The 25,200-nt window shown below is 42.5% G+C and carries 43 protein-coding genes; 37 read left to right on the top strand and 6 right to left on the bottom strand.

All coding sequences use genetic code 11. The annotated features are described in order from the left end of the window. Positions 1-234 precede the first annotated feature (234 nt). From bfd to HMPREF3129_RS17085, 32 genes are all read left to right on the top strand, one after another. Positions 235-432 (top strand): bacterioferritin-associated ferredoxin, encoded by a 198-nt coding sequence (gene bfd, locus HMPREF3129_RS17235; protein WP_004246968.1) that lies wholly within the window; start codon positions 235-237, stop codon positions 430-432. A gap of 77 nt (positions 433-509) precedes the next feature. Next, positions 510-983, top strand: coding sequence for a bacterioferritin (gene bfr / locus HMPREF3129_RS17230; RefSeq protein ID WP_004246967.1), 474 nt, complete (start codon positions 510-512; stop codon positions 981-983). A gap of 365 nt (positions 984-1,348) precedes the next feature. Next, positions 1,349-1,660: a 30S ribosomal protein S10 gene (rpsJ, locus tag HMPREF3129_RS17225; protein WP_001181005.1), complete on the top strand. Its 312-nt coding sequence runs from the start codon at positions 1,349-1,351 to the stop codon at positions 1,658-1,660. A 32-nt stretch (positions 1,661-1,692) separates the two neighbouring features. Continuing rightward, the gene (gene rplC / locus HMPREF3129_RS17220; RefSeq protein WP_004246966.1) at positions 1,693-2,322 is read left to right on the top strand and encodes a 50S ribosomal protein L3; all 630 of its coding nucleotides are present in this window, start codon (positions 1,693-1,695) and stop codon (positions 2,320-2,322) included. Between the two features lie 16 nt (positions 2,323-2,338). After that, positions 2,339-2,944: a 50S ribosomal protein L4 gene (gene rplD / locus HMPREF3129_RS17215; protein WP_004246964.1), complete on the top strand. Its 606-nt coding sequence runs from the start codon at positions 2,339-2,341 to the stop codon at positions 2,942-2,944. Next, the gene (gene rplW, locus HMPREF3129_RS17210; RefSeq protein WP_004246962.1) at positions 2,941-3,243 is read left to right on the top strand and encodes a 50S ribosomal protein L23; all 303 of its coding nucleotides are present in this window, start codon (positions 2,941-2,943) and stop codon (positions 3,241-3,243) included. The genes rplD and rplW overlap by 4 nt, the downstream gene beginning before the upstream one ends. Positions 3,244-3,262: 19 nt before the next feature. Continuing rightward, entirely contained in the window at positions 3,263-4,087 is an 825-nt protein-coding gene (rplB, locus tag HMPREF3129_RS17205) for a 50S ribosomal protein L2 (RefSeq protein WP_004246961.1), read from the top strand. A 14-nt stretch (positions 4,088-4,101) separates the two neighbouring features. Beyond that, a complete protein-coding gene (rpsS, locus tag HMPREF3129_RS17200; protein ID WP_004246960.1) occupies positions 4,102-4,380 on the top strand; it encodes a 30S ribosomal protein S19 in 279 nt (92 codons plus the stop codon). 14 nt (positions 4,381-4,394) lie between these two features. After that, positions 4,395-4,727, top strand: coding sequence for a 50S ribosomal protein L22 (rplV, locus tag HMPREF3129_RS17195; RefSeq protein ID WP_004246959.1), 333 nt, complete (start codon positions 4,395-4,397; stop codon positions 4,725-4,727). A 17-nt stretch (positions 4,728-4,744) separates the two neighbouring features. Further along, entirely contained in the window at positions 4,745-5,446 is a 702-nt protein-coding gene (gene rpsC, locus HMPREF3129_RS17190) for a 30S ribosomal protein S3 (RefSeq protein WP_004246958.1), read from the top strand. A gap of 12 nt (positions 5,447-5,458) precedes the next feature. Continuing rightward, on the top strand, positions 5,459-5,869 hold the full coding sequence (gene rplP / locus HMPREF3129_RS17185; RefSeq protein WP_004246957.1) for a 50S ribosomal protein L16: 411 nt from the start codon (positions 5,459-5,461) through the stop codon (positions 5,867-5,869). After that, complete coding sequence (gene rpmC / locus HMPREF3129_RS17180; protein ID WP_004238624.1) at positions 5,869-6,060, top strand: 50S ribosomal protein L29; 192 nt, start codon at positions 5,869-5,871, stop codon at positions 6,058-6,060. Before rplP ends, rpmC begins: the two co-directional genes overlap by 1 nt. Then, the gene (gene rpsQ, locus HMPREF3129_RS17175) at positions 6,060-6,314 is read left to right on the top strand and encodes a 30S ribosomal protein S17 (RefSeq protein WP_004246956.1); all 255 of its coding nucleotides are present in this window, start codon (positions 6,060-6,062) and stop codon (positions 6,312-6,314) included. Before rpmC ends, rpsQ begins: the two co-directional genes overlap by 1 nt. 176 nt (positions 6,315-6,490) lie before the next feature. After that, positions 6,491-6,862: a 50S ribosomal protein L14 gene (gene rplN / locus HMPREF3129_RS17170; RefSeq protein ID WP_004246955.1), complete on the top strand. Its 372-nt coding sequence runs from the start codon at positions 6,491-6,493 to the stop codon at positions 6,860-6,862. Between the two features lie 10 nt (positions 6,863-6,872). Next, positions 6,873-7,187: a 50S ribosomal protein L24 gene (gene rplX, locus HMPREF3129_RS17165; RefSeq protein ID WP_004246953.1), complete on the top strand. Its 315-nt coding sequence runs from the start codon at positions 6,873-6,875 to the stop codon at positions 7,185-7,187. 13 nt (positions 7,188-7,200) lie between these two features. After that, positions 7,201-7,740 (top strand): 50S ribosomal protein L5, encoded by a 540-nt coding sequence (rplE, locus tag HMPREF3129_RS17160; protein WP_004246952.1) that lies wholly within the window; start codon positions 7,201-7,203, stop codon positions 7,738-7,740. Positions 7,741-7,752: 12 nt separating this feature from the next. Beyond that, the gene (gene rpsN, locus HMPREF3129_RS17155) at positions 7,753-8,058 is read left to right on the top strand and encodes a 30S ribosomal protein S14 (RefSeq protein WP_004246951.1); all 306 of its coding nucleotides are present in this window, start codon (positions 7,753-7,755) and stop codon (positions 8,056-8,058) included. Positions 8,059-8,090: 32 nt separating this feature from the next. After that, the gene (gene rpsH / locus HMPREF3129_RS17150) at positions 8,091-8,483 is read left to right on the top strand and encodes a 30S ribosomal protein S8 (protein WP_004246950.1); all 393 of its coding nucleotides are present in this window, start codon (positions 8,091-8,093) and stop codon (positions 8,481-8,483) included. Positions 8,484-8,497: 14 nt separating this feature from the next. Then, a complete protein-coding gene (gene rplF, locus HMPREF3129_RS17145) occupies positions 8,498-9,031 on the top strand; it encodes a 50S ribosomal protein L6 (RefSeq protein ID WP_004246948.1) in 534 nt (177 codons plus the stop codon). Positions 9,032-9,040: 9 nt separating this feature from the next. Next, the gene (rplR, locus tag HMPREF3129_RS17140; RefSeq protein ID WP_004246947.1) at positions 9,041-9,394 is read left to right on the top strand and encodes a 50S ribosomal protein L18; all 354 of its coding nucleotides are present in this window, start codon (positions 9,041-9,043) and stop codon (positions 9,392-9,394) included. 14 nt (positions 9,395-9,408) lie between these two features. Next, positions 9,409-9,909, top strand: coding sequence for a 30S ribosomal protein S5 (gene rpsE / locus HMPREF3129_RS17135; protein ID WP_004246946.1), 501 nt, complete (start codon positions 9,409-9,411; stop codon positions 9,907-9,909). A gap of 5 nt (positions 9,910-9,914) precedes the next feature. Continuing rightward, a complete protein-coding gene (rpmD, locus tag HMPREF3129_RS17130) occupies positions 9,915-10,094 on the top strand; it encodes a 50S ribosomal protein L30 (RefSeq protein WP_012368690.1) in 180 nt (59 codons plus the stop codon). Positions 10,095-10,097: 3 nt separating this feature from the next. Beyond that, positions 10,098-10,532 carry a 50S ribosomal protein L15 gene (gene rplO / locus HMPREF3129_RS17125; RefSeq protein ID WP_004246944.1) on the top strand — a complete coding sequence of 145 codons (435 nt, stop codon included), beginning with the start codon at positions 10,098-10,100 and terminating at the stop codon, positions 10,530-10,532. A 7-nt stretch (positions 10,533-10,539) separates the two neighbouring features. Continuing rightward, entirely contained in the window at positions 10,540-11,862 is a 1,323-nt protein-coding gene (gene secY / locus HMPREF3129_RS17120; RefSeq protein WP_004246943.1) for a preprotein translocase subunit SecY, read from the top strand. Positions 11,863-11,906: 44 nt separating this feature from the next. Next, entirely contained in the window at positions 11,907-12,023 is a 117-nt protein-coding gene (rpmJ, locus tag HMPREF3129_RS18445; protein ID WP_012368691.1) for a 50S ribosomal protein L36, read from the top strand. 144 nt (positions 12,024-12,167) lie between these two features. Further along, a complete protein-coding gene (rpsM, locus tag HMPREF3129_RS17115) occupies positions 12,168-12,524 on the top strand; it encodes a 30S ribosomal protein S13 (RefSeq protein ID WP_004249689.1) in 357 nt (118 codons plus the stop codon). Positions 12,525-12,540: 16 nt separating this feature from the next. Beyond that, positions 12,541-12,930 carry a 30S ribosomal protein S11 gene (rpsK, locus tag HMPREF3129_RS17110; protein ID WP_002919257.1) on the top strand — a complete coding sequence of 130 codons (390 nt, stop codon included), beginning with the start codon at positions 12,541-12,543 and terminating at the stop codon, positions 12,928-12,930. Between the two features lie 36 nt (positions 12,931-12,966). Next, positions 12,967-13,587, top strand: a complete 621-nt coding sequence (gene rpsD / locus HMPREF3129_RS17105; protein ID WP_004246942.1) for a 30S ribosomal protein S4 — start codon at positions 12,967-12,969, stop codon at positions 13,585-13,587. A gap of 25 nt (positions 13,588-13,612) precedes the next feature. Further along, positions 13,613-14,602, top strand: a complete 990-nt coding sequence (locus HMPREF3129_RS17100) for a DNA-directed RNA polymerase subunit alpha (RefSeq protein WP_004246941.1) — start codon at positions 13,613-13,615, stop codon at positions 14,600-14,602. A 37-nt stretch (positions 14,603-14,639) separates the two neighbouring features. Then, complete coding sequence (gene rplQ, locus HMPREF3129_RS17095) at positions 14,640-15,026, top strand: 50S ribosomal protein L17 (RefSeq protein ID WP_004246940.1); 387 nt, start codon at positions 14,640-14,642, stop codon at positions 15,024-15,026. A gap of 262 nt (positions 15,027-15,288) precedes the next feature. Then, a complete protein-coding gene (gene zntR / locus HMPREF3129_RS17090) occupies positions 15,289-15,702 on the top strand; it encodes a Zn(2+)-responsive transcriptional regulator (protein ID WP_004246939.1) in 414 nt (137 codons plus the stop codon). A 60-nt stretch (positions 15,703-15,762) separates the two neighbouring features. After that, positions 15,763-15,966 carry an alternative ribosome-rescue factor A gene (locus tag HMPREF3129_RS17085; RefSeq protein WP_004246938.1) on the top strand — a complete coding sequence of 68 codons (204 nt, stop codon included), beginning with the start codon at positions 15,763-15,765 and terminating at the stop codon, positions 15,964-15,966. A gap of 3 nt (positions 15,967-15,969) precedes the next feature. On the opposite strand, the gene mscL is transcribed toward HMPREF3129_RS17085, so the two are convergent. The 5 genes from mscL to def form a co-directional block, all read right to left on the bottom strand. After that, on the bottom strand, positions 15,970-16,377 hold the full coding sequence (gene mscL / locus HMPREF3129_RS17080; RefSeq protein ID WP_004246937.1) for a large-conductance mechanosensitive channel protein MscL: 408 nt from the start codon (positions 16,375-16,377) through the stop codon (positions 15,970-15,972). Between the two features lie 106 nt (positions 16,378-16,483). After that, complete coding sequence (gene trkA / locus HMPREF3129_RS17075) at positions 16,484-17,860, bottom strand: Trk system potassium transporter TrkA (RefSeq protein WP_004246936.1); 1,377 nt, start codon at positions 17,858-17,860, stop codon at positions 16,484-16,486. Between the two features lie 112 nt (positions 17,861-17,972). Next, entirely contained in the window at positions 17,973-19,241 is a 1,269-nt protein-coding gene (gene rsmB, locus HMPREF3129_RS17070; protein WP_036919558.1) for a 16S rRNA (cytosine(967)-C(5))-methyltransferase RsmB, read from the bottom strand. Positions 19,242-19,337: 96 nt separating this feature from the next. Then, complete coding sequence (gene fmt, locus HMPREF3129_RS17065) at positions 19,338-20,288, bottom strand: methionyl-tRNA formyltransferase (RefSeq protein WP_004246934.1); 951 nt, start codon at positions 20,286-20,288, stop codon at positions 19,338-19,340. Positions 20,289-20,314: 26 nt separating this feature from the next. After that, positions 20,315-20,830 (bottom strand): peptide deformylase, encoded by a 516-nt coding sequence (def, locus tag HMPREF3129_RS17060; RefSeq protein ID WP_004246933.1) that lies wholly within the window; start codon positions 20,828-20,830, stop codon positions 20,315-20,317. Positions 20,831-20,961: 131 nt separating this feature from the next. Between def and dprA the strand changes: the two genes are divergently transcribed. From dprA to HMPREF3129_RS17035, 5 genes are read left to right on the top strand one after another with little or no spacing between them, the layout of a single operon-like run. Then, positions 20,962-22,119 (top strand): DNA-processing protein DprA, encoded by a 1,158-nt coding sequence (gene dprA, locus HMPREF3129_RS17055; protein ID WP_004246932.1) that lies wholly within the window; start codon positions 20,962-20,964, stop codon positions 22,117-22,119. 18 nt (positions 22,120-22,137) lie between these two features. Beyond that, a complete protein-coding gene (locus HMPREF3129_RS17050; protein WP_017827503.1) occupies positions 22,138-22,695 on the top strand; it encodes a DNA topoisomerase family protein in 558 nt (185 codons plus the stop codon). Next, positions 22,688-23,257: an L-threonylcarbamoyladenylate synthase type 1 TsaC gene (tsaC, locus tag HMPREF3129_RS17045; RefSeq protein WP_004249883.1), complete on the top strand. Its 570-nt coding sequence runs from the start codon at positions 22,688-22,690 to the stop codon at positions 23,255-23,257. The genes HMPREF3129_RS17050 and tsaC overlap by 8 nt, the downstream gene beginning before the upstream one ends. A gap of 7 nt (positions 23,258-23,264) precedes the next feature. Continuing rightward, positions 23,265-24,089 (top strand): shikimate dehydrogenase, encoded by an 825-nt coding sequence (gene aroE, locus HMPREF3129_RS17040; protein ID WP_004249684.1) that lies wholly within the window; start codon positions 23,265-23,267, stop codon positions 24,087-24,089. Then, entirely contained in the window at positions 24,086-24,349 is a 264-nt protein-coding gene (locus HMPREF3129_RS17035; RefSeq protein WP_036919561.1) for a DUF1488 family protein, read from the top strand. Before aroE ends, HMPREF3129_RS17035 begins: the two co-directional genes overlap by 4 nt. Here HMPREF3129_RS17035 and HMPREF3129_RS17030 read toward each other — a convergent pair. After that, positions 24,325-24,888, bottom strand: a complete 564-nt coding sequence (locus HMPREF3129_RS17030) for a gamma carbonic anhydrase family protein (RefSeq protein WP_004249682.1) — start codon at positions 24,886-24,888, stop codon at positions 24,325-24,327. The genes HMPREF3129_RS17035 and HMPREF3129_RS17030 overlap by 25 nt on opposite strands. Positions 24,889-25,200: the final 312 nt, after the last annotated feature.

Raw genomic sequence — 25,200 nt, 5'->3', positions numbered from 1 at the left:
GTGCGGGTGTTGTTGCTAAAGTATTAGGTTAATTCCTAGCTTTATTATTTTTGAAAAGGGCATCTGATGATGCCCTTTTTTAGTTTATGCCTCTATTAACGATAACTAGCTTATTGCCATTATTCATTTTTTATTATCATCAGCACACTTAGGTAGATCTGTACGATAAATAGAAATTGAAATAACAATGATTATCATTTACTATCTTGATAGGTAGTTAATGAGGTCGTTATTATGTATGTCTGTCTGTGTCATGGTGTGAGTGATAAAAAAATTATCTCTACTGTTCATAAACATCAAATTCGAACAATCAATCAATTGCGTCAAATCCTACCTGTAGGCAGTTGTTGTGGTAAATGTATACGTCAAGCTCGTCAACTTATAGATGATGAACAACACCTCCTTTATCCTCAAATTTCTGAAGTTGCATAACAGTTTTTAATATTCCTTTCTCTCTACTTTGTATAAAAGGTCTACACTAAAAAGACTGGAAGCAAAGGAGCATAAAAATGAAAGGTGATAAAAAAATGATAGCCCACCTTAATAAATTATTAGGTGGTGAACTTGTTGCAATTAATCAGTATTTCTTGCATGCCCGTATGTTTAAAAATTGGGGATTTACTCGCCTTAATGCGATGGAATACCATGAGTCTATTGATGAAATGAAGCATGCTGATAAATATATTGAGCGTATTTTATTTTTAGAAGGTATCCCTAACTTACAAGATTTAGGAAAACTCAATATCGGTGAAGATGTTGAAGAGATGTTGCGTTCAGATCTTGAACTCGAATTAGGGGGAGCAAAAGACTTACGTGAAGCTATCGCTTATGCTGATTCAATTCATGATTATGTGAGCAGAGATCTGATGCTAGAAATCTTAACGGATGAAGAAGGGCATATCGATTGGATTGAAACCCAACTGGAGCTTATTGAGCGTATCGGGCTACAAAACTATCTTCAAGCGCAAATGATTGAAGAGTGATCTCATCTTTTAGCAAAAAAAAAGTATTAATCTTTCTTTATTGCTATCTATCGAATTTATAAAAGCAAAGGTAACGCTATTGTTGCCTTTGCTTTTTATTTTTTAAGTTCAATTTGCTGTGACTAGATAATTTTTATCGCTGTTTTTTTATTCTTGGCTTGATTTCATCTCTCAGGCAAGTATAATGCGCAGGCTCACTGATTTAGTGGGGCTGATTTATCAGCTAATGCAGATTTTTTTATTGCATTAATATAATACTCCCGATTGGGGAGTTATATGCAGAACGATTACACTCTCTCATCAATCGAAATGGGTACGAGTAGTAATCATTTACGTTTATAAAAAATAGTTGGAGCTCTGGTCTCATGCAGAACCAAAGAATCCGTATCCGCCTGAAAGCTTTTGATCATCGTCTGATTGATCAATCAACTGCGGAAATCGTAGAGACTGCTAAGCGCACAGGTGCGCAAGTTCGTGGTCCAATCCCACTGCCGACTCGCAAAGAGCGTTTCACAGTGTTGATTTCTCCGCACGTTAATAAAGATGCGCGTGATCAGTATGAAATTCGCACTCACAAACGTCTGGTTGACATCGTTGAGCCAACCGAGAAAACCGTTGATGCTCTGATGCGTCTGGATCTGGCTGCCGGCGTAGACGTGCAGATCAGCCTAGGTTAATCAGGTCATCAAGCGATTGAGAGGTTGAAACAATGATTGGTTTAGTCGGTAAAAAAGTAGGAATGACTCGTATCTTCACTGAAGATGGCGTTTCAATCCCTGTAACCGTTATCGAAATTGAAAACAACCGTGTTACTCAGGTCAAAGATCTAGAGAAAGACGGTTATCGTGCAATTCAGGTGACTACAGGTAGCAAAAAAGCGAACCGTGTACTGAAACCTGAAGCAGGTCATTTTGCTAAAGCTGGCGTTGAAGCTGGCCGCTTACTGCGTGAATTCCGTCTGAACGAAGGCGAAGAATACACTGTAGGTCAAAGCATTAGTGTAGAAATTTTCGCTGACGTTAAAAAAGTCGACGTTACTGGAACATCTAAAGGTAAAGGTTTTGCTGGTACTGTAAAGCGCTGGAACTTCCGTACTCAAGATGCTACCCACGGTAACTCCTTGTCTCACCGCGTTCCGGGTTCTATCGGTCAGAACCAGACTCCGGGTCGTGTATTTAAAGGCAAGAAAATGGCAGGTCAACTGGGTAACGAACAAGTTACCGTTCAGAGCCTGGAAGTAGTACGTGTTGACGCTGAGCGCAACCTGCTGCTGGTCAAAGGTGCTGTCCCAGGTGCAACTGGCAGTGACCTGATCGTTAAACCAGCTGTCAAGGCGTAACGTCGAGGAGATAGGAATGGAATTGGTAATGAAAGACGCGCAAGGCGCGCTGACTGTTTCCGAAACTACCTTCGGGCGTGACTTTAACGAAGCGCTTGTGCATCAAGTAGTCGTTGCATACGCTGCTGGTGCTCGTCAAGGTACTCGTGCTCAGAAAACTCGTGCTGAAGTTTCTGGTTCAGGCAAAAAGCCATGGCGCCAGAAAGGTACAGGTCGTGCACGTTCAGGTTCAATCAAGAGCCCAATTTGGCGCTCTGGTGGTGTTAGCTTCGCAGCTAAACCACAGGACCACAGTCAAAAAGTAAACAAAAAGATGTACCGCGGTGCTCTGAAGAGCATTCTGTCAGAACTGGTACGTCAAGATCGTCTGATCGTCGTAGAGAAGTTCTCTGTTGAAGCGCCTAAAACTAAGCTTTTAGCACAGAAACTGAAAGATATGGCTCTGGAAGATGTACTGATTGTCACAGCAGAAGTTGATGAGAATCTGTACTTAGCAGCACGTAACTTATACAAAGTAGACGTTCGTGATGCAGCAACAATCGATCCAGTTAGCTTAATCGCCTTCGACAAAGTCGTCATGACTGCTGACGCTGTGAAGCAAGTTGAGGAGATGCTGGCATGATCCGTGAAGAACGTCTGCTGAAAGTACTGCGCGCGCCGCATGTATCTGAAAAAGCTTCTATCGCGATGGAAAAATCAAACACCATCGTTCTCAAAGTTGCTAAAGACGCGACCAAAGCAGAGATTAAAGCAGCTGTACAAAAACTGTTTGAAGTCGAAGTTGAAAGTGTTAACACTCTGCTGATGAAAGGCAAAGTGAAACGTCACGGTCAGCGTATTGGTCGTCGTAGCGACTGGAAAAAAGCTTACGTCACCCTGAAGGAAGGCCAGAATCTGGACTTCGTCGGCGGCGCTGAGTAAGTCGGAGGAGTAAAGAACAATGGCAATTGTTAAATGTAAACCTACGTCTCCGGGCCGTCGCCACGTAGTTAAAGTGGTAAACCCAGAGCTGCATAAAGGGAAACCTTATGCGCCATTGCTGGAAAAGAACAGCAAATCCGGTGGTCGTAACAACAATGGTCGTATCACTACCCGTCATATCGGTGGTGGTCACAAACAGGCTTACCGTATTGTTGACTTTAAACGCAACAAAGATGGTATCCCTGCGACAGTAGAACGTCTGGAATATGATCCAAACCGTTCAGCTAACATCGCTTTAGTGCTGTATGCTGATGGTGAACGCCGCTACATCCTGGCTCCAAAAGGCCTGAAAGCGGGTGATAAAGTTCAATCTGGCGTTGATGCTGCTATCAAAACGGGTAACACCTTACCAATGCGTAATATCCCGGTTGGTTCTACCGTTCATAACGTAGAAATGAAACCAGGTAAAGGTGGTCAGTTAGCTCGTTCAGCTGGTACTTACGTTCAAATCGTTGCGCGTGATGGTGCTTATGTCACTATTCGTCTGCGTTCTGGTGAAATGCGTAAGATCCCTTCTGATTGCCGTGCAACTATCGGTGAAGTAGGTAACTCTGAGCACATGTTACGCGTTCTGGGTAAAGCTGGTGCAAGTCGCTGGCGTGGTATTCGTCCTACCGTTCGCGGTACTGCGATGAACCCAGTAGACCACCCACACGGTGGTGGTGAAGGTCGTAACTTTGGTAAACACCCTGTAACACCTTGGGGCGTTCAAACCAAAGGTAAGAAGACTCGTAAAAACAAACGCACTGAACACTTTATCGTTCATCGTCGTACTAAGAAATAATTAGAGGATAAGCCATGCCACGTTCTCTCAAGAAAGGTCCATTTATTGACCTGCACTTGCTGAAGAAGGTAGAGAAAGCGGTGGAAAGCGGTGACAAAAAGCCTGTTAAGACTTGGTCCCGTCGTTCAACGATCTTTCCTAACATGATCGGTTTGACCATCGCTGTCCATAATGGTCGTCAGCATGTTCCAGTTTACGTTTCCGACGAAATGGTTGGTCACAAACTGGGTGAATTCGCGCCGACCCGTACTTATCGCGGTCATGCAGCCGATAAAAAGGCTAAGAAGAAATAAGGTAGGAGGAAGAGATGGAAACTATCGCTATACATCGCCACGCTCGTTCTTCTGCTCAGAAGGTTCGCCTGGTGGCAGACCTGATTCGCGGTAAGAAAGTGTCGCAAGCTCTGGAAACTCTGACCTATACCAACAAGAAAGCTGCTGGTTTAGTGAAGAAAGTACTCGAGTCTGCTATTGCTAATGCAGAACACAACGATGGCGCTGACATTGATGATCTGAAAGTAGCTAAGATCTTTGTTGACGAAGGTCCTTCTATGAAGCGCATTATGCCTCGTGCAAAAGGCCGTGCAGATCGTATTCTGAAGCGCACCAGCCACATCACTGTGGTTGTGTCCGATCGCTGAGACTCTGGAGACTAGCAATGGGTCAAAAAGTACATCCTAATGGTATCCGCCTTGGCATTGTCAAGCCTTGGAATTCCACATGGTATGCGGGTACCAATGAATTCGCTGACAACCTAGACAGCGATTTTAAAGTGCGCCAGTACTTAACTAAAGAACTGGCAAAAGCATCTGTATCTCGTATCGTTATCGAACGTCCTGCGAAAAGCATCCGTGTGACTATTCACACTGCTCGCCCAGGTATCGTTATCGGTAAAAAAGGTGAAGATGTAGAAAAACTGCGTAAAAACGTAGCGGATATCGCTGGCGTTCCTGCGCAAATTAATATCGCCGAAGTACGTAAACCTGAACTGGACGCAAAATTAGTTGCTGACAGCATCACTTCACAGCTGGAACGTCGTGTTATGTTCCGTCGTGCTATGAAGCGTGCGGTACAGAACGCAATGCGTTTAGGCGCTAAAGGTATTAAAGTGGAAGTAAGTGGTCGTTTAGGCGGCGCTGAAATCGCTCGTACTGAATGGTATCGTGAAGGTCGTGTACCTCTGCACACTCTGCGTGCAGATATCGACTACAATACCTCAGAAGCACATACTACTTATGGTGTGCTCGGCGTTAAGGTATGGATCTTCAAAGGTGAGATCCTGGGTGGTATGGCTGCGGTTGAACAGGCGGAAAAACCAGCCGCTCAACCTAAAAAGCAGCAGCGTAAAGGCCGCAAGTAAGGAGAGTCGCTGATGTTACAACCTAAGCGTACAAAATTCCGTAAAGTGCATAAAGGCCGCAACCGTGGCTTAGCTATAGGTACGGATGTAAGCTTCGGGACTTACGGTCTTAAAGCTGTGGGCCGTGGTCGTCTGACTGCACGTCAGATCGAAGCGGCACGTCGTGCAATGACCCGTGCAGTTAAGCGTCAGGGTAAAATCTGGATCCGTGTGTTCCCAGACAAACCAATCACTGAAAAGCCGCTCGAAGTCCGTATGGGTAAAGGTAAAGGTAACGTGGAGTATTGGGTTGCCTTGATCCAGCCAGGTAAAGTCCTATATGAAATGGATGGTGTGCCTGAAGAAGTGGCCCGTGAAGCATTTCAGCTAGCGGCAGCAAAACTGCCTATCAAAACCACCTTTGTAACTAAGACGGTGATGTAATGAAAGCAAAAGAGCTGCGCGAAAAGAGCGTTGAAGAGCTGAACACTGAATTGCTGAACTTACTGCGTGAGCAGTTCAATCTGCGTATGCAGGCAGCAAGTGGTCAGTTACAACAGTCTCATCTGTTGAAACAAGTGCGTCGTAATATCGCACGCGTTAAGACTTTACTGACTGAGAAGGCGGGTGCGTAATGACCGATAAAATCCGTACTCTGCAAGGTCGTGTGGTAAGTGACAAAATGGAAAAATCTGTTGTTGTTGCTATCGATCGTATGGTGAAACATCCATTATATGGTAAATTCATCCGTCGTACGACTAAACTGCATGTACATGACGAGAACAACGAATGTGGCATGGGTGACGTAGTAGAAATTCGTCAAACACGTCCTATCTCTAAGACTAAGTCTTGGGCGTTAGTTCGCGTTGTAGAAAAAGCTGTTCTGTAATAAAATAGCCTTTTCGTACGAAATAAACGGCTCAAAACTGAACGAGCCGTTTATTTTTTCTGTCCATATCGAGAATGTGGTGTTATAATGCCGCTCCCTCGTATTATGGGATATTGAACGGCCTCTTCTAATGTGGAAGTGGCTCAGTAGTAGTTGACATTTAGCGGAGCACTAAAATGATCCAAGAACAGACTATGCTGAACGTGGCCGACAACTCCGGTGCACGTCGCGTAATGTGTATCAAGGTTCTAGGTGGCTCGCACCGTCGCTACGCAGATGTAGGTGACATCATCAAAATTACCATTAAAGAAGCAATTCCACGTGGTAAAGTTAAGAAAGGTGATGTACTGAAAGCGGTAGTGGTGCGCACCAAGAAGGGTGTTCGTCGCCCTGACGGTTCTGTCATTCGCTTCGATAGCAACGCTTGTGTATTGTTAAACAACAACAGCGAGCAAGTTATTGGTACGCGTATTTTTGGGCCGGTTACTCGTGAACTTCGTAACGAGAAGTTTATGAAAATAATCTCTCTGGCACCTGAAGTACTCTAAGGAGCAGGCAATGGCAGCGAAAATCCGTCGTGAAGACGAAGTTATCGTGCTAACTGGTAAAGATAAAGGTAAGCGCGGTAAAGTAAAACAGGTTCTTTCTTCTGGTAAAGTTATCGTTGAAGGTATCAATCTGGTTAAAAAACATCAGAAGCCAGTACCGGCTCTGAACCAACCAGGTGGCATCGTTGAAAAAGAAGCTGCAATTCAAGTTTCTAACGTTGCAATCTTCAATGCGGCAACCGGCAAGGCTGACCGTGTAGGTTTTAGATTCGAAGACGGCAAAAAAGTTCGTTTCTTCAAATCTAATAAAGAAACTATCAAGTAATTTGGAGTATACGATGGCGAAACTGCATGATTACTACAAAGACGAGGTAGTCCAAAAACTGATGTCTCAGTTTGGTTACCATTCTGTCATGCAAGTCCCTCGGGTCGAGAAGATCACCCTGAACATGGGTGTTGGTGAAGCAATTGCTGATAAAAAACTGCTGGATAATGCAGCGGCTGATTTAGCAGCAATCTCAGGTCAAAAACCTCTGATCACCAAAGCACGCAAATCTGTTGCAGGCTTCAAAATCCGCCAGGGCTATCCGATCGGCTGTAAAGTGACCCTGCGTGGCGAACGCATGTGGGAGTTCTTTGAACGTCTGATCTCTATTGCTGTACCACGTATCCGTGACTTCCGTGGTTTGTCCGCTAAATCATTCGATGGACGTGGTAACTACAGCATGGGCGTGCGTGAACAAATCATCTTCCCTGAAATCGATTACGATAAAGTGGATCGTGTTCGTGGTTTGGATATTACCATTACTACGACTGCGAAATCTGATGATGAAGGTCGCGCATTGTTAGCAGCGTTTAACTTCCCGTTCCGCAAGTAAGGCAGGGCATTCATGGCTAAGAAATCTATGAAAGCACGTGATGTAAAACGTGCGAATTTAGCTGAGAAATTCTTCGCAAAACGCGCAGAACTGAAAGCTATCGTTTCAGATGTAAACGTATCTGATGAAGATCGTTGGAATGCTGTTCTGAAACTGCAAACACTGCCACGTGATTCAAGTCCTTCACGTCAGCGTAACCGCTGCCGTCAAACTGGACGTCCGCACGGTTTCCTGCGGAAATTTGGCCTAAGCCGTATTAAAGTCCGTGAAGCCGCTATGCGCGGTGAAATCCCGGGCCTTAGAAAGGCTAGCTGGTAATCACCCTAATTGAATCACGGGAGTAAAGACAGATGAGCATGCAAGATCCCATCGCGGATATGCTGACCCGTATCCGTAACGGTCAGGCCGCGAATAAAGTTGCGGTCACAATGCCTTCCTCCAAGCTGAAAGTGGCGATTGCCAACGTGCTTAAGGAAGAAGGTTATATCGAAGATTTTAAAATTGAAGGCGACACTAAGCCAGAACTGGAAATCACTTTAAAATATTTCCAAGGTAAGGCTGTAGTAGAAAGCATTCAGCGCGTAAGCCGTCCAAGTCTGCGCATCTATAAAAGAAAAGATGAGCTGCCACAAGTTATGGCAGGACTGGGCATCGCTGTTGTTTCTACCTCAAAAGGTGTTATGACTGATCGTGCAGCTCGCCAAGCAGGTCTTGGTGGCGAGATTATCTGCTACGTAGCTTAATTCGGGAGGAAAGAATGTCTCGTGTGGCAAAAGCACCCGTCGTCATTCCTGCCGGCGTAGAGGTTAAACTCAACGGTCAGGTAATTACGATTAAGGGTAAAAACGGCGAGCTTACTCGTACTATCCATAATGCAGTTGAAATTCAACATGCTGACAACCAACTAACTTTCGCACCACGCGATGGTTATGCTGATGCATGGGCACAAGCGGGTACTACTCGTTCACTGCTAAATGCAATGGTTGTAGGTGTTACCGAAGGCTTCACTAAGAAACTGCAACTGGTAGGTGTAGGTTATCGTGCGTCTGTTAAGGGCAACACAGTTAACTTATCAGTAGGTTATTCACATCCAGTGGAACACCAACTGCCAGCAGGCATCACTGCTGAATGTCCAACACAAACTGAAATCCTACTGAAAGGTGCGGATAAGCAAGTGATTGGTCAAGTAGCAGCTGAACTGCGTGCTTACCGTCGCCCTGAACCTTATAAAGGTAAAGGTATTCGTTACGCCGACGAAGTTGTGCGTATCAAAGAGGCTAAGAAGAAGTAAGGTAACACTATGGATAAGAAAGCAGCTCGTATCCGTCGTGCGACCCGCGCACGCCGTAAGCTCCAGGAACTGGGTGCGACTCGCCTGGTGGTACATCGTACCCCTCGCCATATTTATGCGCAGGTTATTGCACCAAACGGTTCTGAAACTTTGGTGGCCGCTTCTACTACAGAAAAAGCTATCATTGAGCAACTGAAAAACACTGGAAACAAAGAAGCAGCAGCAGTAGTTGGTAAAATTGTTGCTGAACGCGCTCTGGAAAAAGGTATCAAATCAGTATCATTTGACCGTTCCGGTTTCCAATATCATGGTCGAGTCCAGGCACTGGCAGATGCTGCCCGTGAAGCTGGCCTTCAGTTCTAAGGTAGGAGTGTAAGATGGCTCACATCGAGAAACAAGCTGGCGAACTGCAGGAAAAGCTGATCGCGGTAAACCGCGTATCGAAAACCGTTAAAGGTGGTCGTATCTTTAGCTTCACCGCTCTTACAGTAGTTGGTGATGGTAATGGCCGCGTTGGTTTTGGATATGGCAAAGCTCGCGAAGTTCCGGCAGCAATCCAGAAAGCGATGGAAAAAGCCCGTCGCAATATGAAAACCGTCGCTTTAAACAACGGTACTCTGTTCCACCCTATTAAAGGTACTCATACAGGTTCTCGCGTATTTATGCAGCCTGCTCATGAAGGTACTGGTATCATCGCAGGTGGTGCAATGCGTGCAGTTCTAGAAGTGGCTGGCGTTCGTAACGTACTGGCTAAAACCTATGGTTCCACGAATCCGATTAACGTCGTTCGTGCAACACTGGACGCTTTAGATAGCATGAAGTCTCCAGAAATGGTCGCAGCTAAGCGTGGTAAATCCGTTGAAGAAATTCTGGGGTAATGACCATGGCTAAGACTATTAAAATTACTCAAACACGCAGTTTAATCGGCCGTCTGCCTAAACATAAGGCAACTATGGCTGGTTTAGGTCTGCGTCGCATCGGTCACACTGTAGAACGCGAAGATACACCAGCAGTTCGCGGTATGATCAACTTGGTTTCCTATATGGTTAAAGTTGAGGAGTAAGAGATGCGTTTAAATACTCTGTCTCCGGCTGAAGGTGCCAAGCATGCGCCTAAACGTGTAGGTCGTGGTATCGGTTCTGGCTTAGGTAAAACTGGCGGCCGTGGTCACAAAGGTCAGAAATCTCGTTCTGGCGGTGGCGTACGTCGTGGTTTTGAAGGTGGTCAGATGCCTTTATACCGTCGTTTACCAAAATTTGGTTTTACTTCACGTAAATCATTCGTGACTGCGGAAATCCGTCTGTCTGATTTGGCTTATGTTGAAGGCGATGTAATCGATCTGAATGCACTGAAAGCCGCAAACGTTGTTGGCCCACAGATTGAATTTGCAAAATTAATTCTGTCTGGCGAGGTTAACCGTGCAGTGACTATTCGTGGTCTGCGTGTTACCAAAGGTGCCCGTGCAGCAATCGAATCAGCTGGCGGTAAAATTGAGGAATAAGTGACAGATGGCTAAACAACCAGGGTTAGATTTTCAGAGTGCTAAAGGTGGTATAGGTGAACTAAAACGCAGATTACTGTTTGTTCTTGGTGCACTAATTGTCTTTAGGATTGGCTCTTTTATTCCTATCCCTGGTATTGATGCCACTGTGCTTGCCAAATTGCTCGATCAGCAAAAAGGCACCATCATTGAAATGTTTAACATGTTCTCTGGTGGTGCTCTTAGCCGTGCTTCTATCTTTGCGCTGGGTATCATGCCTTATATTTCGGCATCGATTATTATCCAACTATTATCAGTGGTTAACCCTCGGTTAGCGGAGATTAAGAAGGAAGGGGAGGCCGGTCGTCGTAAGATCAGCCAATATACCCGTTATGGTACTTTGGTGCTGGCGATATTCCAATCTATTGGTATCGCAACAGGCTTACCGAATATGCCAGGAATGCAAGGTCTGGTTATTAATCCAGGCTTACCATTCTATATTACGGCTGTTGTGAGCTTAGTCACAGGGACAATGTTCCTGATGTGGTTAGGTGAGCAAATCACTGAACGTGGTATTGGTAACGGTATCTCAATCATTATCTTTGCAGGTATCGTTGCAGGTCTTCCACCTGCCATTGGTCAAACCATCGAGCAGGCGCGGCAAGGCGAACTGCACTTCCTCCTGTTATTGTTGGTTGCAGTATTGGTGTTCGCGGTAACTTTCTTTGTTGTTTTTGTAGAAAGAGGACAACGTCGTATCGTTGTTAACTATGCAAAACGTCAACAAGGGCGTAGAATATACGCGGCACAAAGTACACATCTACCACTTAAGGTAAATATGGCGGGTGTAATACCGGCAATTTTTGCTTCAAGTATTATTCTGTTTCCTGGTACAATAACCTCTTGGTTTGGCGATGGTACAGGATGGGGTTGGCTGACGACAATTTCTTTAAATTTACAGCCTGGTCAACCTATTTATGTGTTACTATACGCTGCTGCAATCATCTTCTTCTGTTTCTTCTATACGGCGTTGGTTTTCAACCCAAGAGAAACGGCAGATAACCTGAAGAAGTCCGGTGCATTTGTACCAGGAATTCGCCCGGGAGAGCAGACGGCTAAATATATAGATAAAGTGATGACTCGTTTAACCTTAATCGGTGCCCTGTACATTACCTTTATCTGTCTCATCCCGGAGTTCATGCGTGACGCAATGAAAGTACCTTTCTATTTTGGTGGTACTTCCCTCTTAATCGTGGTTGTGGTCATCATGGATTTTATGGCTCAAGTGCAAACTCTCCTGATGTCAAGTCAGTATGAGTCTGCATTGAAAAAAGCAAACCTTAAAGGCTAATTACCGATAAGATGGGTTTGTTTTAGAAGTTACGGAGAGTAAAAATGAAAGTTCGTGCTTCCGTCAAGAAAATGTGCCGTAACTGCAAAATCGTTAGACGTCACGGCCACGTGCGTGTAATTTGCAGTGTTGACCCTAAGCATAAACAGCGTCAAGGCTAAATTATTGCATTTTTTTCTTGCAAAGTTCGGTTGAGCTGGCTAAATTAGCCAGCCCAATCATTTATAATCATACAGTATTGTTTGAGTATCCTGAAAACGGGCTTTTCAGAATAGTACTGTATAAAGTTAATTTAGGAGTGCATAGTGGCCCGTATAGCAGGCATTAACATTCCTGATCATAAACATACCGTAATCGCTTTAACATCGATTTACGGCATTGGTAAAACTCGTTCACAGGCTATCTGTGAAGCAACGGGTATTGCTGAAAATGTTAAGATCAGTGAGCTGTCTGAAGAGCAAATCGACAAGCTGCGTGACGAAGTTGCCAAATACGTTGTAGAAGGTGATCTACGTCGTGAAGTTACCCTGAGCATCAAACGTCTGATGGATCTTGGTACTTACCGTGGTTTACGTCATCGTCGTGGTCTACCAGTTCGCGGTCAGCGTACTAAGACTAACGCACGTACCCGTAAGGGTCCGCGTAAGCCGATCAAGAAATAATCGGGGTATTTGAACAATGGCAAAAGCACCTATTCGTGCACGTAAGCGTGTAAGAAAACAAGTCTCTGACGGTGTGGCTCATATCCATGCTTCTTTCAACAACACAATCGTTACTATTACAGACCGTCAAGGTAACGCGTTGGGTTGGGCTACTGCCGGTGGTTCCGGTTTCCGTGGTTCTCGTAAATCTACTCCGTTTGCGGCTCAGGTTGCAGCAGAACGTTGCGCTGAAGCTGTTAAAGAGTACGGAATTAAGAACTTGGAAGTTATGGTAAAAGGACCTGGTCCTGGTCGTGAGTCAACTATCCGTGCATTAAACGCGGCTGGTTTCCGCATCACTAATATTACTGATGTGACTCCGATTCCTCATAACGGTTGTCGTCCACCGAAAAAACGTCGCGTTTAATAACGGTTTCGTTTTTAGGATAGTTGGAGAAAGAAAATGGCAAGATATTTGGGTCCTAAGCTCAAGCTGAGCCGTCGCGAAGGTACAGATTTATTTCTGAAATCTGGCGTTCGGGCGATTGACACCAAGTGTAAACTGGAACAAGCACCAGGTCAGCACGGCGCACGTAAACCGCGTCTGTCTGATTACGGTGTTCAGTTACGTGAAAAACAAAAAGTACGTCGTATTTACGGTGTTCTAGAGCGTCAATTCCGTAACTACTACAAAGAAGCAACACGTCTGAAAGGCAACACAGGTGAGAACTTACTTACTCTGTTAGAAGGTCGTCTGGATAACGTTGTTTATCGTATGGGCTTTGGCGCAACTCGCGCAGAAGCACGTCAGATGGTTAGCCACAAAGCAATCATGGTAAATGGTCGCGTGGTTAATATTGCTTCTTATCAGGTTTCCCCGAATGACGTAGTCAGCGTTCGTGAAAAATCGAAAAAACAGTCTCGTATTAAGGCTGCTTTAGAGCTGGCTGAACAGCGTGAAAAGCCAACATGGCTGGAAGTTGATGCTGCTAAGATGGAAGGTGTGTTCAAACGTATTCCTGAACGTACTGACTTGTCTGCGGACATTAACGAGCACCTGATCGTCGAGCTTTACTCCAAGTAAGGCTTAGCACCAAAGAGAGGACACAATGCAGGGTTCTGTGACAGAGTTTCTAAAACCGCGCCTGGTTGATATCGAGCAAGTGAGTTCGACGCACGCCAAGGTGACCCTTGAGCCATTAGAGCGAGGCTTCGGCCACACTCTAGGTAACGCACTGCGCCGTATTCTGCTTTCGTCTATGCCGGGTTGTGCGGTAACAGAGGTTGAGATTGATGGTGTACTGCATGAGTACAGCACCAAAGAAGGTGTTCAGGAAGATATCCTAGAAATACTGCTCAACCTTAAGGGGTTGGCGGTAAAAGTTCATGGTAAAGATGAAGTAATTCTTACTTTGAGCAAATCTGGCATTGGCCCTGTTATTGCAGCCGATATCATCCATGACGGTGATGTCGAAATCGTCAAGCCGCAGCACGTTATCTGCCACCTTACAGACGAAAACGCATCTATTAATATGCGTATCAAAGTTCAGCGTGGTCGTGGTTATGTGCCGGCTTCTGCCCGAATTCATTCGGAAGAAGATGAGCGCCCTATCGGTCGTTTACTAGTAGATGCGTGTTATAGCCCAGTTGAGCGAATCGCTTATACTGTGGAAGCAGCGCGTGTTGAACAACGTACCGACTTGGATAAGCTGGTAATCGAGATGGAGACTAACGGTACTATCGATCCAGAAGAATCGATTCGCCGTGCAGCGACTATCCTGGCTGAACAGCTTGAAGCTTTTGTTGACTTACGTGATGTTCGTCAGCCTGAAGTTAAAGAAGAGAAGCCAGAGTTCGATCCGATCCTGCTGCGCCCAGTTGACGATCTTGAATTGACTGTCCGCTCTGCTAACTGTCTGAAGGCAGAAGCAATCCACTACATCGGTGATCTGGTACAGCGTACTGAAGTTGAATTACTTAAGACGCCTAACCTTGGTAAGAAATCTCTTACTGAGATTAAAGACGTACTGGCGTCGCGTGGTTTATCTCTGGGCATGCGCCTTGAGAATTGGCCACCTGCAAGTATCGCTGATGAATAAGATCACAGGTTAAGGTTTTACTGAGAAGGATAAGGTCATGCGCCATCGTAAGAGTGGTCGTCAATTGAACCGCAACAGCAGCCATCGTCAGGCTATGTTTCGCAACATGGCAGGTTCTTTAGTTCGTCATGAAATCATCAAGACAACTTTGCCTAAAGCGAAAGAACTGCGTCGCGTCGTTGAGCCGCTGATTACTCTTGCCAAGACCGACAGCGTAGCTAATCGTCGTCTGGCATTCGCCCGTACTCGTGACAACGAAGTCGTGGCAAAACTGTTTACAGTATTAGGTCCGCGTTTTGCGAGCCGTGCAGGTGGTTACACTCGTATTCTGAAGTGTGGCTTCCGTGCAGGTGACAATGCTCCAATGGCTTACATTGAGCTTGTTGACCGTGCTGATTCTGAAACAGAAGCAGCTGCTGAATAATAAAATTATTATTTAGCGAAGCGAATAAAAAGACCGGATTTTTTAATCCGGTTTTTTTATTGCTATAGATTAGCAATAAATTTAAATTTATTGGTCCCTCCCTTTAATGACTCGCTACTTCTTTATTTATGTGGGTGCTATATATTTACTTCTGAATATGCTGCTATTGTGCGAAAGTAAGTATTGAGTATCGCACTATATTTCAATTCTATTTTTTTGGTTATTTGTTATGCTTACTTATCATTAGTTTGAGGAGTGATCAATGTATCGCATCGGCCAAATTGCAAAATTAGCGAATGTTACAACAGACACTATCCGTTTTTATGAAAAACAAGGATTGATGGAACATGATAGACGGACAGAAGGTGGCTATCGTCTGTATACAGAACAAGATTTGCAAAGATTACGCTTTATTCGTTATGCCAAAGAGTTAGGCTTTACTCTGGATGCTATTACTGAGTTACTTTCAATTAGAGTCGATCCTGCGCATCATACTTGTGTAGAATCAAAACATATTGTTGATGCTAGGCTAGCAGAAGTTGAGGCTCGTCTAAAAGAAATGGAAAAGATGCGTGATTCTTTAAAAATGTTAAGCAATGCTTGCTGTGGAACCGCTCATGAAAGTACATATTGTTCAATTCTAGAAATACTTGAATCTGGAGCGACAAAGCAATAATATCTGCACTGAAGATTGTTGTTCTATGCTTTATGTTCTTTAATAATTTAAGAGGTTTTTATGTCTAGCAAATATCAGCACCAAAAAGGTGTGATCAAAGATAATGCGTTAGCTGCACTTGTTCATGATCCTTTATTTAGACAACGGGTAGAAAAAAATAAGAAAGGCAAAGGCAGCTATATGAGAAAGGCAAAACACAATAAGAAAGGTAACTGGGAGGCCAGTGATAACAAATATTTTCAATTGTTATCACTGGCCTTTTAGTTTTTATTTTTGCTGATTTTTTAATAGATCACGGATTTCTGTTAATAAAGTTTCCTCTGCTGAAGGTGCAGGTGGTGCTTTAGGTTGCTCTTCTTCTTGTCTGCGCATCTTATTAATTAATTTAATCGCACAGAAAATAGCAAACGCGACAATGGCAAAATCAAAAACAGTTTGTATAAAGGCACCATAGTTTAAGATAACGGCAGGTATATCCCCATGAGCCTCTCTTAGTACTAAACTAAATTGTTTAAAATCGATCCCTCCAATGAGTAAGCCTAATGGAGGCATAATCACATCAGCTACTAAGGATGAAACAATTTTTCCGAATGCTGCACCAATGATGACACCGACTGCCATGTCAACAACATTGCCTTTCATTGCAAATTCACGAAACTCTTTGAAAAAAGCCATAACCACCCCTTATTAGTATGGATCTAGATATAAAAATATGTGTTTAGATAATAATAATAGATCAGTATCAGTAACAATCACTACTATTCTTATTTCTACACTAGAGTTATAAGAAAAATGGACTAGGTTGGAACAGTTTTTCTACTTCAGGAACATATTTTTTATCTGTAATAAACATGATCACATGGTCACCTTGTTCTATTGAGTGACTTGCATTGGCAATAATGACATCTTCATTGCGGACAATGGCGCCGATAATTGTGCCTGGCGGAAGTTTGATATCTTGAATACGTCTACCGACAACTTTTGAGGTATTTTCATCACCATGTGCAATGGCTTCAATAGCTTCAGCAACACCGCGACGTAATGAGGATACACTGACAATATCTGCTTTGCGAACATGACCTAATAGAGCTGAAATAGTGGCTTGTTGCGGAGAGATGGCAATATCAATGACTCCACCTTGGACTAAATCAACATAAGCACTGCGTTGAATAAGTACCATGGCTTTTTTTGCCCCCATACGTTTTGCGAGCATTGCGGACATGATATTTGCTTCATCATCATTAGTGAGTGCAATAAAAACATCGATTTGCTCAATATGCTCTTCAGCGAGTAGCTCTTGATCAGATGCATCACCATAAAACACGATAGTATCATGGAGGAGCTCTGCTAACTCGGTAGCACGTTGTTGATTATGCTCAATCAGCTTAACGCTATAATCTTTTTCTAATCTTGCCGCTAATCCTGCTCCAACGTTTCCGCCACCAACAATCATAATGCGTTTATAAGGCTTTTCTAATCGTTGTAGCTCACTCATTACTGCGCGAATATGTTGTGATGCCACCACGAAAAAGACCTCATCACCCGCTTCAATAATGGTCGATCCTTGAGGGCGAATAGGTCTATCTTGGCGAAAGATAGCCGCAACACGGGTATCAATATGTGGCATATGATCACGTAGAGTGGATAGTGCATTACCCACAAGTGATCCACCATAGTAGGCTTTTACTGCCACGATACTGACTTGACCTTCAGCAAAGTTTACTACCTGTAGGGCACCGGGGTATTGAATTAGTTTATAGATATAATCTATAACGAGGTGTTCCGGGGAGATGAGGTAATCAATAGGAATTGCTTCTGGTAAAAAAAGTTTATCTGCTTCACGAACAAATTCAGAGGCTCGGATACGAGCAACTTTATTGGGAGTATTAAATAAAGTATAAGCGACTTGGCATGCTATCATATTTGTTTCGTCAGAATTTGTGACGGCAACTAGCATATCCGCATCTTCAGCCCCCGCTTCTCTTAAGACTCTCGGATGAGATCCATGACCATTTACAACTCTTAAATCAAATTTATCTTGAAGTTGACGTAAACGGGTAGCATCAGTATCGACAACAGTAATATCGTTATTCTCACCGACAAGATTTTCAGCGAGAGTGCCACCCACTTGACCTGCGCCTAAGATAATAATTTTCATCGTCAGTTCTCAGAATATTCGATTAACAAATAAAAGATCAATGTCTGTTCACATCGATCTTGTGTTGGAATAGTAGCTTCTTTTAGATCTGATATCATCTTTTATCAGAAGATCATTTTTTGTTGATCAGCGCATAAAAGAAGCCATCACCGCTATATTGCTCCGGTAAGCATTGATGCTGATAGTCACATTGAGCATCTTGTATTGACGATAAGAAGGCTGCAATTTGTTGGCTATTTTCTTCCGGTAAAATAGAACAAGTAGCATAAACTAATGTGCCGCCTGATTTTAGGTATGGCCATATAGCATGTAATATTTCTTTTTGAATTTGCGCTAACTGAGCTATGTCTTCATTACGACGTAGCCATTTGATATCTGGATGGCGACGTATAACGCCAGTTGCTGAGCAAGGAGCATCAAGTAAGATCCTGTCAAATTGCATATTTGCACACCATTGCTCTGGATAACGTCCATCACCACTTTTGACTGTGGCATGTAGCTTTAAGCGGTTTAGATTTTCTTTAACTCTGGCTAAACGTTGCTCATCTATATCAATGGCGAGAACATGTGCTTTAGGGGCTATTTCTAAGATATGGGTTGTTTTTCCCCCAGGAGCTGCACATAAATCAAGAATTTGTTCGTTATTTTGTGGCGCTAATAATTCTGCACAACGCTGAGCACTGCGGTCTTGAACAGTGATCCAGCCCTCATTAAATCCCGGTAACAGGTGAACATTACAAGGTGTTTCTAAACGAATAGCATTAGGGTGGTGGTCATCGGAGAACGCGCTGATCCCTTCTTTTTCAAGCAGCGCTAAGTACTGTTCACGTGAATGATGTATTTGATTTACCCGTAACCACATTGGTGGCTTTTGGTTATTTCCTTCAATAATACTTTCCCATAGCTCAGGGTAGGCGTTTTTTATTCGTGTAAGTAACCAAGAAGGGTGCAAATAGCGGCTATCATTATTTTGGAAACGTTCCATTAATACATCTTGTTGACGCTGAAATTGGCGTAATACACCGTTAATTAACCCTTTTAATTGTGGTTTTTTCAGTGCGATCGCACCATTAACAGTTTCAGCGAGTGCTGCATGGGCAGGAACTCGAGTATAAAGGAGCTGATATAAACCGACCATAATGAGGTAATGTAAAATTCGTTGTTTACCTTTCAGTGGTTTATCCATTAGTTGTTGGATGATCCATTCTAGCTGGGGTAAGGTACGTAAGGTACCAAAGCAGAGCTCTTGCAAGAGCGCTTTGTCTTTATCTGAAATGTTTTTTTGTAATTCAGGGATCACCGAACTTAATGATAAGCCTTGATCTAAAACTTGAGCTATTGCCTTTGCTGCAATACTGCGTAAGTTGTATGACGTTTTCATAGTGAATTAGCGTTTATATATTGGCCGCCAGAGAAGAATAATATTGGCGTGAAAAAAGGACCCCCTGAAATATTGTTATTTCAAGGGGTAGTATCATTATTGAATGATTTTCCCAGGGGTAAACCAATCTCTTTTGGAATTTAGGAAATCGGCTGATGCCATAGGTTTTTTACCTGATGGTTGAAGCTTGGTGATATTTAAAATGCCTTCACCTGTTACGATATAAATGCCTGTTTTATCTGCTTTCAATAATGTACCTGGTATTTGATTGGTATTATCCGACGCGATAACTTGCGCTTCCCATACTTTCACCGGCTGATCATCGAGCATAAAAAAGCTCATAGGCCATGGATTAAACGCTCTAATACAACGTTCTATCTGTTGTGCAGATAACGACCAATTAATTTTTGCTTCTTCCTTTGATAGCTTTTCTGCGTAATTCGCTAGGCTATCATCTTGTTTCTCTGCTTTTAACTCACCGCTAATGATAAGATCTAATGTATTAATTAGTGCTTTAGGCCCCAGCTCTGCTAATTTAGCATAAAGAGAAGCACTCGTGTCTTGATGAGTAATTGGGCATGATGCTTTATAAAGCATATCGCCAGTATCTAAACCAACATCCATTTGCATAATGGTGACGCCAGTTTCTGTATCGCCCGCCCATAAGGCACGTTGGATAGGTGCAGCACCTCGCCATTTAGGTAGAAGAGAGCCATGGACGTTTAAGCAACCTAAACGAGGGATATCAAGTACTGCTTTGGGTAAAATCATACCATAAGCAACAACAATCATAACGTCAGGTTGTAGTGCTTTGATCCACTCATGATTCTCTTCTGGTTTTAACGATGTCGGTTGATAAACAGGAATGTTATTAGTTAATGCCAGTTCTTTCACTGGATTAATCGTCAGTTTCTTACCTCTTCCTGCGGGTTTATCTGGTGGCGTTAATACCCCAACAATATGATGTTGAGTTGATAACAGAGCAGCTAAATGTCGGGCTGCAAAGTCGGGTGTTCCCGCAAAGATAATACGTAATGAATCAGACACGTTTTTTTCCTGTTACAAGTAAATCTCTATTGTCCCGCTTTTGCTCTTCTCTTATCGAGCTTTTCAACTTTCTGGCGGATACGTTGGCGTTTTAATGGAGATAAATAATCCACAAATAATTTGCCAACTAAATGATCCATCTCATGTTGAATACAAATAGCGAGTAAGTCATCAGCTTCTAATTCAAAAGGTTGTCCGTTGTAATCAAGCGCTCTTACTTTTACGCGCTCTGCACGAGGCACAAATGCGCGTTGTTCAGGTATTGATAAACAACCTTCCTCTATTCCGGTATCACCTTCCTGATCAAGAAGTTCTGGATTAATGAGTACCAGTTTTTGATCTCGTGTTTCAGAGATATCAATGACGATGATGCGCTGGTGGATATCCACCTGTGTCGCAGCTAAACCGATACCTTCTTCCAAATACATTGTTTCAAACATATCATCGACAATTTTTTGAATTTCGGCATCAACTTTTTCGACTGGCTTTGCAATGGTGCGAAGGCGCTCGTCTGGATAATGTAATACGTGTAATACTGCCATAATTTATTTGGACTGTTTCTAAAATGTGAATGAGAATTAACGTCTATTCTAGACATTTATTGTCTGGATTGACAGTATTTGCTGAGTTTAGCACTCACCTTGTATGTTAAAAAATAACACTAGGATAATGCATGGATGCCAGAGAAATATGGATAAGACTTAATGTTGTTTCAAGATTGCCAGTAAATAAAGCGATTAAGGTGGTGGAATACTTACAATCATTGACGCAACTAAATCGTAAAGTGTTACTAGAATGTGGCCTATCAGAACAACAAAGTCACCAATTTATGAGGCTTCAGGCAAATTGTGTCAAAAGTACATTAAAGTGGCTAGATAAAAATGAATCATCACTCTTAACAATTTCTGATTCAGATTATCCTTTGCTATTAAAACAAATATCTTCTCCACCTCTTTTGCTTTTTGTTGCAGGTAATAAAGAGCATTTAAAAAGCACACAAATTGCATTAATTGGTAGTAGAGATGCTACACAGTATGGAACTAAGTGGGCGACTTATTTTGCACAACAGCTCGTGAAAAATAAATTCACAATTACAAGCGGGTTGGCGCAAGGAATTGATGGTGTTGGACATCGTAGTGCTTTAAAACATCATGGCGTCACTATTGCTGTATTGGGGAGTGGTTTAGAACAAATTTACCCATCATTTCATCGTCGACTAGCAGAGCAAATCAAAGAGTCGGGTGTTCTTGTTTCAGAGCATCTCCCGATGGCACCACCTTTAGCTCGTCATTTCCCGCAAAGGAATAGAATTATTAGTGGATTGAGTTCAGCTCTCTTAATTGTAGAAGCTGGCATAAAAAGTGGATCTTTAATCACTGCCAATTATGCTCTACAACAAGGCAAAGAATTGTTTGTGTTACCCGGACTACTCGGTGATTCACACTTTGAAGGAAATCATCAGTTGCTAAAACAGGGGGCGAATTTAGCCTCTTCGCCAGATGATATTATGGAATATTTAAATAGCTCTTGGCAGTGGTTAATCTTTAATCATAATGATGATTTACAGGACGAGCATATCGCAGAGGTTGGCTCAGCTGCCAATAAAAAAGAGTCCAGCAATATGCCATTAGAAATTGAAAAACTTACACCCACTCAACAGCAATCAATAAATTTGATATTGCCTTTGTTAGGTTTTGATAAAGCTATCCCGATTGATATTATTGCGAATAAGAGCGGTTTATCCACATCAGATTTAGCTCCTCTTTTATTAGAGCTTGAGCTTATCGAAAAAGTCGCTATTGTGGCGGGTGGCTATATTCGATTGGAATAAGTGTTATGAGGTAAGACAATGGCAAAAATAATGCCGTTTACGCATCCATCTGAGCAAGAAAAATGTCCTGAATGTGGCAGTGATTTAATTATAAGAAATGGTGGCCATGGCCCTTTTCTAGGATGTTCTGCTTATCCTAATTGCCATTATATTAAGGCGTTGAAATCTCAAGGCGATGGACAGGTTATTAAAGTATTAGAAGGACAGCCTTGCCAATGTTGTGGCGCAGATTTAGTTTTACGACAAGGTAAGTTTGGCATGTTTATAGGCTGTAGCAATTATCCTGCTTGTGAGCATATAGAACAAATTGATAAACCTGATGAGACTGTGATTCATTGTCCTCAGTGCGAGAAGGGCAAATTATTACAGCGTAAGTCTCGGTTTGGTAAAATATTTTATGCTTGTAACCAATATCCTGAATGTCAATTTGTACTAAATAACAAACCGATTAATGGTGAGTGCGAATATTGTCATTATCCATTATTGATGGAAAAGAGGTCTTCTCAAGGAGTAAGATTAGTGTGCGCCAGCAAATTGTGTGGCAAGCAACAAACAAAAAGAGAAGAACATGAATAACGAAGTATCACCTGTAAATAATACAATTATAGAAGCACTGCAAAATAATCAAGTTATTGCCTATCCAACAGAAGCTGTGTTTGGTGTCGGTTGTGATCCTGATAGTGAAAGCGCGGTAATGGCATTACTTGAGTTAAAACAGAGAGCCATTGAGAAAGGGCTTATTTTAATTGCTGATAACTATGAACAATTAAAACCTTATATTGATGATAACGCATTGACTCAAGAACAGCGGGAGCGGATGTTTGCCTCTTGGCCAGGCCCAATCACTTGGGTTATTCCAGCTAAGTCAACAACGCCAAAATGGCTAACAGGGCGGTTTTCTTCCTTAGCTGTAAGGGTTACGGATCACCCTATTGTGAAAGCATTATGTGTGGCTTATGGCAAACCATTAGTATCAACCAGCGCAAATTTAAGCGGACTTCCTCCATGCCGTAGTGTTGAAGAAGTACAAGAGCAGTTTCGTAATCGAATTGCTATTGTAAATGGCGAGGTTGGTGGCAGAAAAAATCCTTCTGAAATTAGAGATGCACTCACAGGTGAGCTATATCGACAAGGATAATGATGCTATGGAAAAATATGTAGTGATGGGCAATCCCATTGAACATAGTCAATCTCCTTTTATTCATCAGCTTTTTTCGAAACAGTCAGGGATTGATTATGAATATGGGCGTTTACTGGTTCCATTAGGTGAATTTGATAAAGTAGCAACGCAATTTTTTTCTCAAGGTGGACGTGGAGCTAATGTTACCGTTCCTTTTAAGGAAGATGCTTTTCGCTTTGTGGATAAATTAACACAAAGAGCACAAGCCTGTGGTGCTGTTAATACTATTTTAAAATTAGATGACGGCACGTTATTAGGTGATAATACTGATGGTCAGGGCTTAATTCTTGATTTAGCTAGGTTGGATTTTATTATCCCCGGAAAAATATTATCGGTTCTTGTTATTGGGGCTGGTGGTGCTACACGAGGGATATTATTACCATTATTAAATTACAATTGTGATATTACTTTGACTAATCGCACTGTTGAAAAAGCACAACAATTAGCACAAGAATTTAGCCAATTTGGTACAATTAGAGCTAGTGCTCCACAAAATGTTACAGATAAACATTACGATCTAATTATTAACGCCTCTTCATCTAGTATGACGGACGATATTCCACCTATACCTGATAGTGCTTATGGTTTTAAAACTGCTTGTTATGATTTGTATTATAAGGCAGGTATGACTTCTTTTTTATACCATGCATTAAAAAATGGTAGTACACGCTTATCTGATGGCCTAGGTATGCTGGTAGGGCAAGCCGCTTATGCCGTTGAGTTATGGTATGAGCGAGTACCTGATATTAATCCAACAATAAATATTTTAAGAGAAAATTTGAATAAATGAATCAATCCATTCAATTTCCTGATCGTGAGCAGTGGCTTGAAGATCAAAATTGCGTTCTTTTCCCTATCATGGTCAATGGAATGTTATTTGATTGCCAAATCACTGAACAAGAGCTAAAGGCACGCTTTGGTGATAATAGTAATGGTCTTTGTTTGTTTAAACAGCATCGATGGGAAATTGAAGAAGAATTTGAAGAGTTGGCTAAGCTGTATGAAGTGTCAACTCTTCATACATTTTACTGTTTATCAATGGCGGAATGAGCCGTTGATAAATAGTCGTTCTTCCACTTTACGTAATTATTAGCAGAGTAGATAAAGTGTTGTATTTCTGCGGGCGTGAGTGGGCGGATCTTTTTTACTGGGCTACCTAAATAAAGAAAACCACTTTCTAGTCGTTTACCAGGTGGTACTAGGCTTCCTGCGCCGATCAAGACATTATCTTCAATAATTGCACCATCAAGTAAAATTGATCCCATGCCGACTAATACTCGGTTTCCGATTGTACACCCATGTAACATTGCTTTGTGTCCAACAGTCACATCATCACCGATGATGAGAGGAAAACCATTAGGGGTATTTTCTGATGCATGTGTAACATGTAGCACTGAGCCATCTTGAATATTAGTCCTTGCTCCTACACTGACATAGTTAACATCACCGCGGATCACAACCATTGGCCAAATGCTGACATCTTCACTAAGGCGTACATCACCAATAACAGTGGCTGTCACGTCAATATAAACATCTTTAGCAATGGAAGGTGATAAGTGTAAGTAACTTCTAATAGTGGAATGGCTCATGATTGACCTCATACGAATATTGTGGCGGTACTTTGCTGTAATTGTAATATAGAAAAGCATAGCAGTGAGCAGGTATATCTGACGAGAGAATAATCCAGAGTATTATTTTTAACTGAAATAAATAGCGATGATAATAAAAGTAAGTGGATCGATGATGATCGATAGAAGATAACGAATAGACAAAACGGTTATTGCTAGTATAATTTTTGTGCTACTAGCGGGGTTTTAGTGTCAAAAATAGACGCGTAGCTTAAAAATAGAGCGAACAGAAAAAAAATTGAAATAAATACTTGCGCTAATCTGAGAAGCCCC

Origin of the sequence: Proteus sp. HMSC14B05 (assembly GCF_001808035.1) — a bacterium.
GTDB lineage: Bacteria > Pseudomonadota > Gammaproteobacteria > Enterobacterales > Enterobacteriaceae > Proteus > Proteus mirabilis.
This window is presented reverse-complemented; position numbering and strand designations above follow the sequence as displayed.

What these genes read in the sequence shown, in the direction of transcription:
- rpsQ (WP_004246956.1), top strand. Translation starts at nt 6,060, where the DNA reads ATGACCGATAAAATCCGTACTCTGCAAGGTCGTGTGGTAAGTGACAAA.
- rplQ (WP_004246940.1), top strand. Translation starts at nt 14,640, where the DNA reads ATGCGCCATCGTAAGAGTGGTCGTCAATTGAACCGCAACAGCAGCCAT.
- bfr (WP_004246967.1), top strand. Translation starts at nt 510, where the DNA reads ATGAAAGGTGATAAAAAAATGATAGCCCACCTTAATAAATTATTAGGT.
- rplE (WP_004246952.1), top strand. Translation starts at nt 7,201, where the DNA reads ATGGCGAAACTGCATGATTACTACAAAGACGAGGTAGTCCAAAAACTG.
- rplV (WP_004246959.1), top strand. Translation starts at nt 4,395, where the DNA reads ATGGAAACTATCGCTATACATCGCCACGCTCGTTCTTCTGCTCAGAAG.
- rplX (WP_004246953.1), top strand. Translation starts at nt 6,873, where the DNA reads ATGGCAGCGAAAATCCGTCGTGAAGACGAAGTTATCGTGCTAACTGGT.
- rplO (WP_004246944.1), top strand. Translation starts at nt 10,098, where the DNA reads ATGCGTTTAAATACTCTGTCTCCGGCTGAAGGTGCCAAGCATGCGCCT.
- HMPREF3129_RS17035 (WP_036919561.1), top strand. Translation starts at nt 24,086, where the DNA reads ATGAATCAATCCATTCAATTTCCTGATCGTGAGCAGTGGCTTGAAGAT.
- mscL (WP_004246937.1), bottom strand. Translation starts at nt 16,377, where the DNA reads ATGGCTTTTTTCAAAGAGTTTCGTGAATTTGCAATGAAAGGCAATGTT.
- rpsJ (WP_001181005.1), top strand. Translation starts at nt 1,349, where the DNA reads ATGCAGAACCAAAGAATCCGTATCCGCCTGAAAGCTTTTGATCATCGT.
- rpsN (WP_004246951.1), top strand. Translation starts at nt 7,753, where the DNA reads ATGGCTAAGAAATCTATGAAAGCACGTGATGTAAAACGTGCGAATTTA.
- rplF (WP_004246948.1), top strand. Translation starts at nt 8,498, where the DNA reads ATGTCTCGTGTGGCAAAAGCACCCGTCGTCATTCCTGCCGGCGTAGAG.
- rsmB (WP_036919558.1), bottom strand. Translation starts at nt 19,241, where the DNA reads ATGAAAACGTCATACAACTTACGCAGTATTGCAGCAAAGGCAATAGCT.
- rpsK (WP_002919257.1), top strand. Translation starts at nt 12,541, where the DNA reads ATGGCAAAAGCACCTATTCGTGCACGTAAGCGTGTAAGAAAACAAGTC.
- HMPREF3129_RS17085 (WP_004246938.1), top strand. Translation starts at nt 15,763, where the DNA reads ATGTCTAGCAAATATCAGCACCAAAAAGGTGTGATCAAAGATAATGCG.
- bfd (WP_004246968.1), top strand. Translation starts at nt 235, where the DNA reads ATGTATGTCTGTCTGTGTCATGGTGTGAGTGATAAAAAAATTATCTCT.
- rpsD (WP_004246942.1), top strand. Translation starts at nt 12,967, where the DNA reads ATGGCAAGATATTTGGGTCCTAAGCTCAAGCTGAGCCGTCGCGAAGGT.
- rpmC (WP_004238624.1), top strand. Translation starts at nt 5,869, where the DNA reads ATGAAAGCAAAAGAGCTGCGCGAAAAGAGCGTTGAAGAGCTGAACACT.
- rplN (WP_004246955.1), top strand. Translation starts at nt 6,491, where the DNA reads ATGATCCAAGAACAGACTATGCTGAACGTGGCCGACAACTCCGGTGCA.
- rplW (WP_004246962.1), top strand. Translation starts at nt 2,941, where the DNA reads ATGATCCGTGAAGAACGTCTGCTGAAAGTACTGCGCGCGCCGCATGTA.
- HMPREF3129_RS17100 (WP_004246941.1), top strand. Translation starts at nt 13,613, where the DNA reads ATGCAGGGTTCTGTGACAGAGTTTCTAAAACCGCGCCTGGTTGATATC.
- rplP (WP_004246957.1), top strand. Translation starts at nt 5,459, where the DNA reads ATGTTACAACCTAAGCGTACAAAATTCCGTAAAGTGCATAAAGGCCGC.
- rpmD (WP_012368690.1), top strand. Translation starts at nt 9,915, where the DNA reads ATGGCTAAGACTATTAAAATTACTCAAACACGCAGTTTAATCGGCCGT.
- rplR (WP_004246947.1), top strand. Translation starts at nt 9,041, where the DNA reads ATGGATAAGAAAGCAGCTCGTATCCGTCGTGCGACCCGCGCACGCCGT.
- zntR (WP_004246939.1), top strand. Translation starts at nt 15,289, where the DNA reads ATGTATCGCATCGGCCAAATTGCAAAATTAGCGAATGTTACAACAGAC.
- secY (WP_004246943.1), top strand. Translation starts at nt 10,540, where the DNA reads ATGGCTAAACAACCAGGGTTAGATTTTCAGAGTGCTAAAGGTGGTATA.
- rpsC (WP_004246958.1), top strand. Translation starts at nt 4,745, where the DNA reads ATGGGTCAAAAAGTACATCCTAATGGTATCCGCCTTGGCATTGTCAAG.
- rplB (WP_004246961.1), top strand. Translation starts at nt 3,263, where the DNA reads ATGGCAATTGTTAAATGTAAACCTACGTCTCCGGGCCGTCGCCACGTA.
- tsaC (WP_004249883.1), top strand. Translation starts at nt 22,688, where the DNA reads ATGAATAACGAAGTATCACCTGTAAATAATACAATTATAGAAGCACTG.
- trkA (WP_004246936.1), bottom strand. Translation starts at nt 17,860, where the DNA reads ATGAAAATTATTATCTTAGGCGCAGGTCAAGTGGGTGGCACTCTCGCT.
- rplC (WP_004246966.1), top strand. Translation starts at nt 1,693, where the DNA reads ATGATTGGTTTAGTCGGTAAAAAAGTAGGAATGACTCGTATCTTCACT.
- rpsS (WP_004246960.1), top strand. Translation starts at nt 4,102, where the DNA reads ATGCCACGTTCTCTCAAGAAAGGTCCATTTATTGACCTGCACTTGCTG.
- dprA (WP_004246932.1), top strand. Translation starts at nt 20,962, where the DNA reads ATGGATGCCAGAGAAATATGGATAAGACTTAATGTTGTTTCAAGATTG.
- HMPREF3129_RS17030 (WP_004249682.1), bottom strand. Translation starts at nt 24,888, where the DNA reads ATGAGCCATTCCACTATTAGAAGTTACTTACACTTATCACCTTCCATT.
- aroE (WP_004249684.1), top strand. Translation starts at nt 23,265, where the DNA reads ATGGAAAAATATGTAGTGATGGGCAATCCCATTGAACATAGTCAATCT.
- rpsH (WP_004246950.1), top strand. Translation starts at nt 8,091, where the DNA reads ATGAGCATGCAAGATCCCATCGCGGATATGCTGACCCGTATCCGTAAC.
- rplD (WP_004246964.1), top strand. Translation starts at nt 2,339, where the DNA reads ATGGAATTGGTAATGAAAGACGCGCAAGGCGCGCTGACTGTTTCCGAA.
- rpsE (WP_004246946.1), top strand. Translation starts at nt 9,409, where the DNA reads ATGGCTCACATCGAGAAACAAGCTGGCGAACTGCAGGAAAAGCTGATC.
- rpmJ (WP_012368691.1), top strand. Translation starts at nt 11,907, where the DNA reads ATGAAAGTTCGTGCTTCCGTCAAGAAAATGTGCCGTAACTGCAAAATC.
- HMPREF3129_RS17050 (WP_017827503.1), top strand. Translation starts at nt 22,138, where the DNA reads ATGGCAAAAATAATGCCGTTTACGCATCCATCTGAGCAAGAAAAATGT.
- def (WP_004246933.1), bottom strand. Translation starts at nt 20,830, where the DNA reads ATGGCAGTATTACACGTATTACATTATCCAGACGAGCGCCTTCGCACC.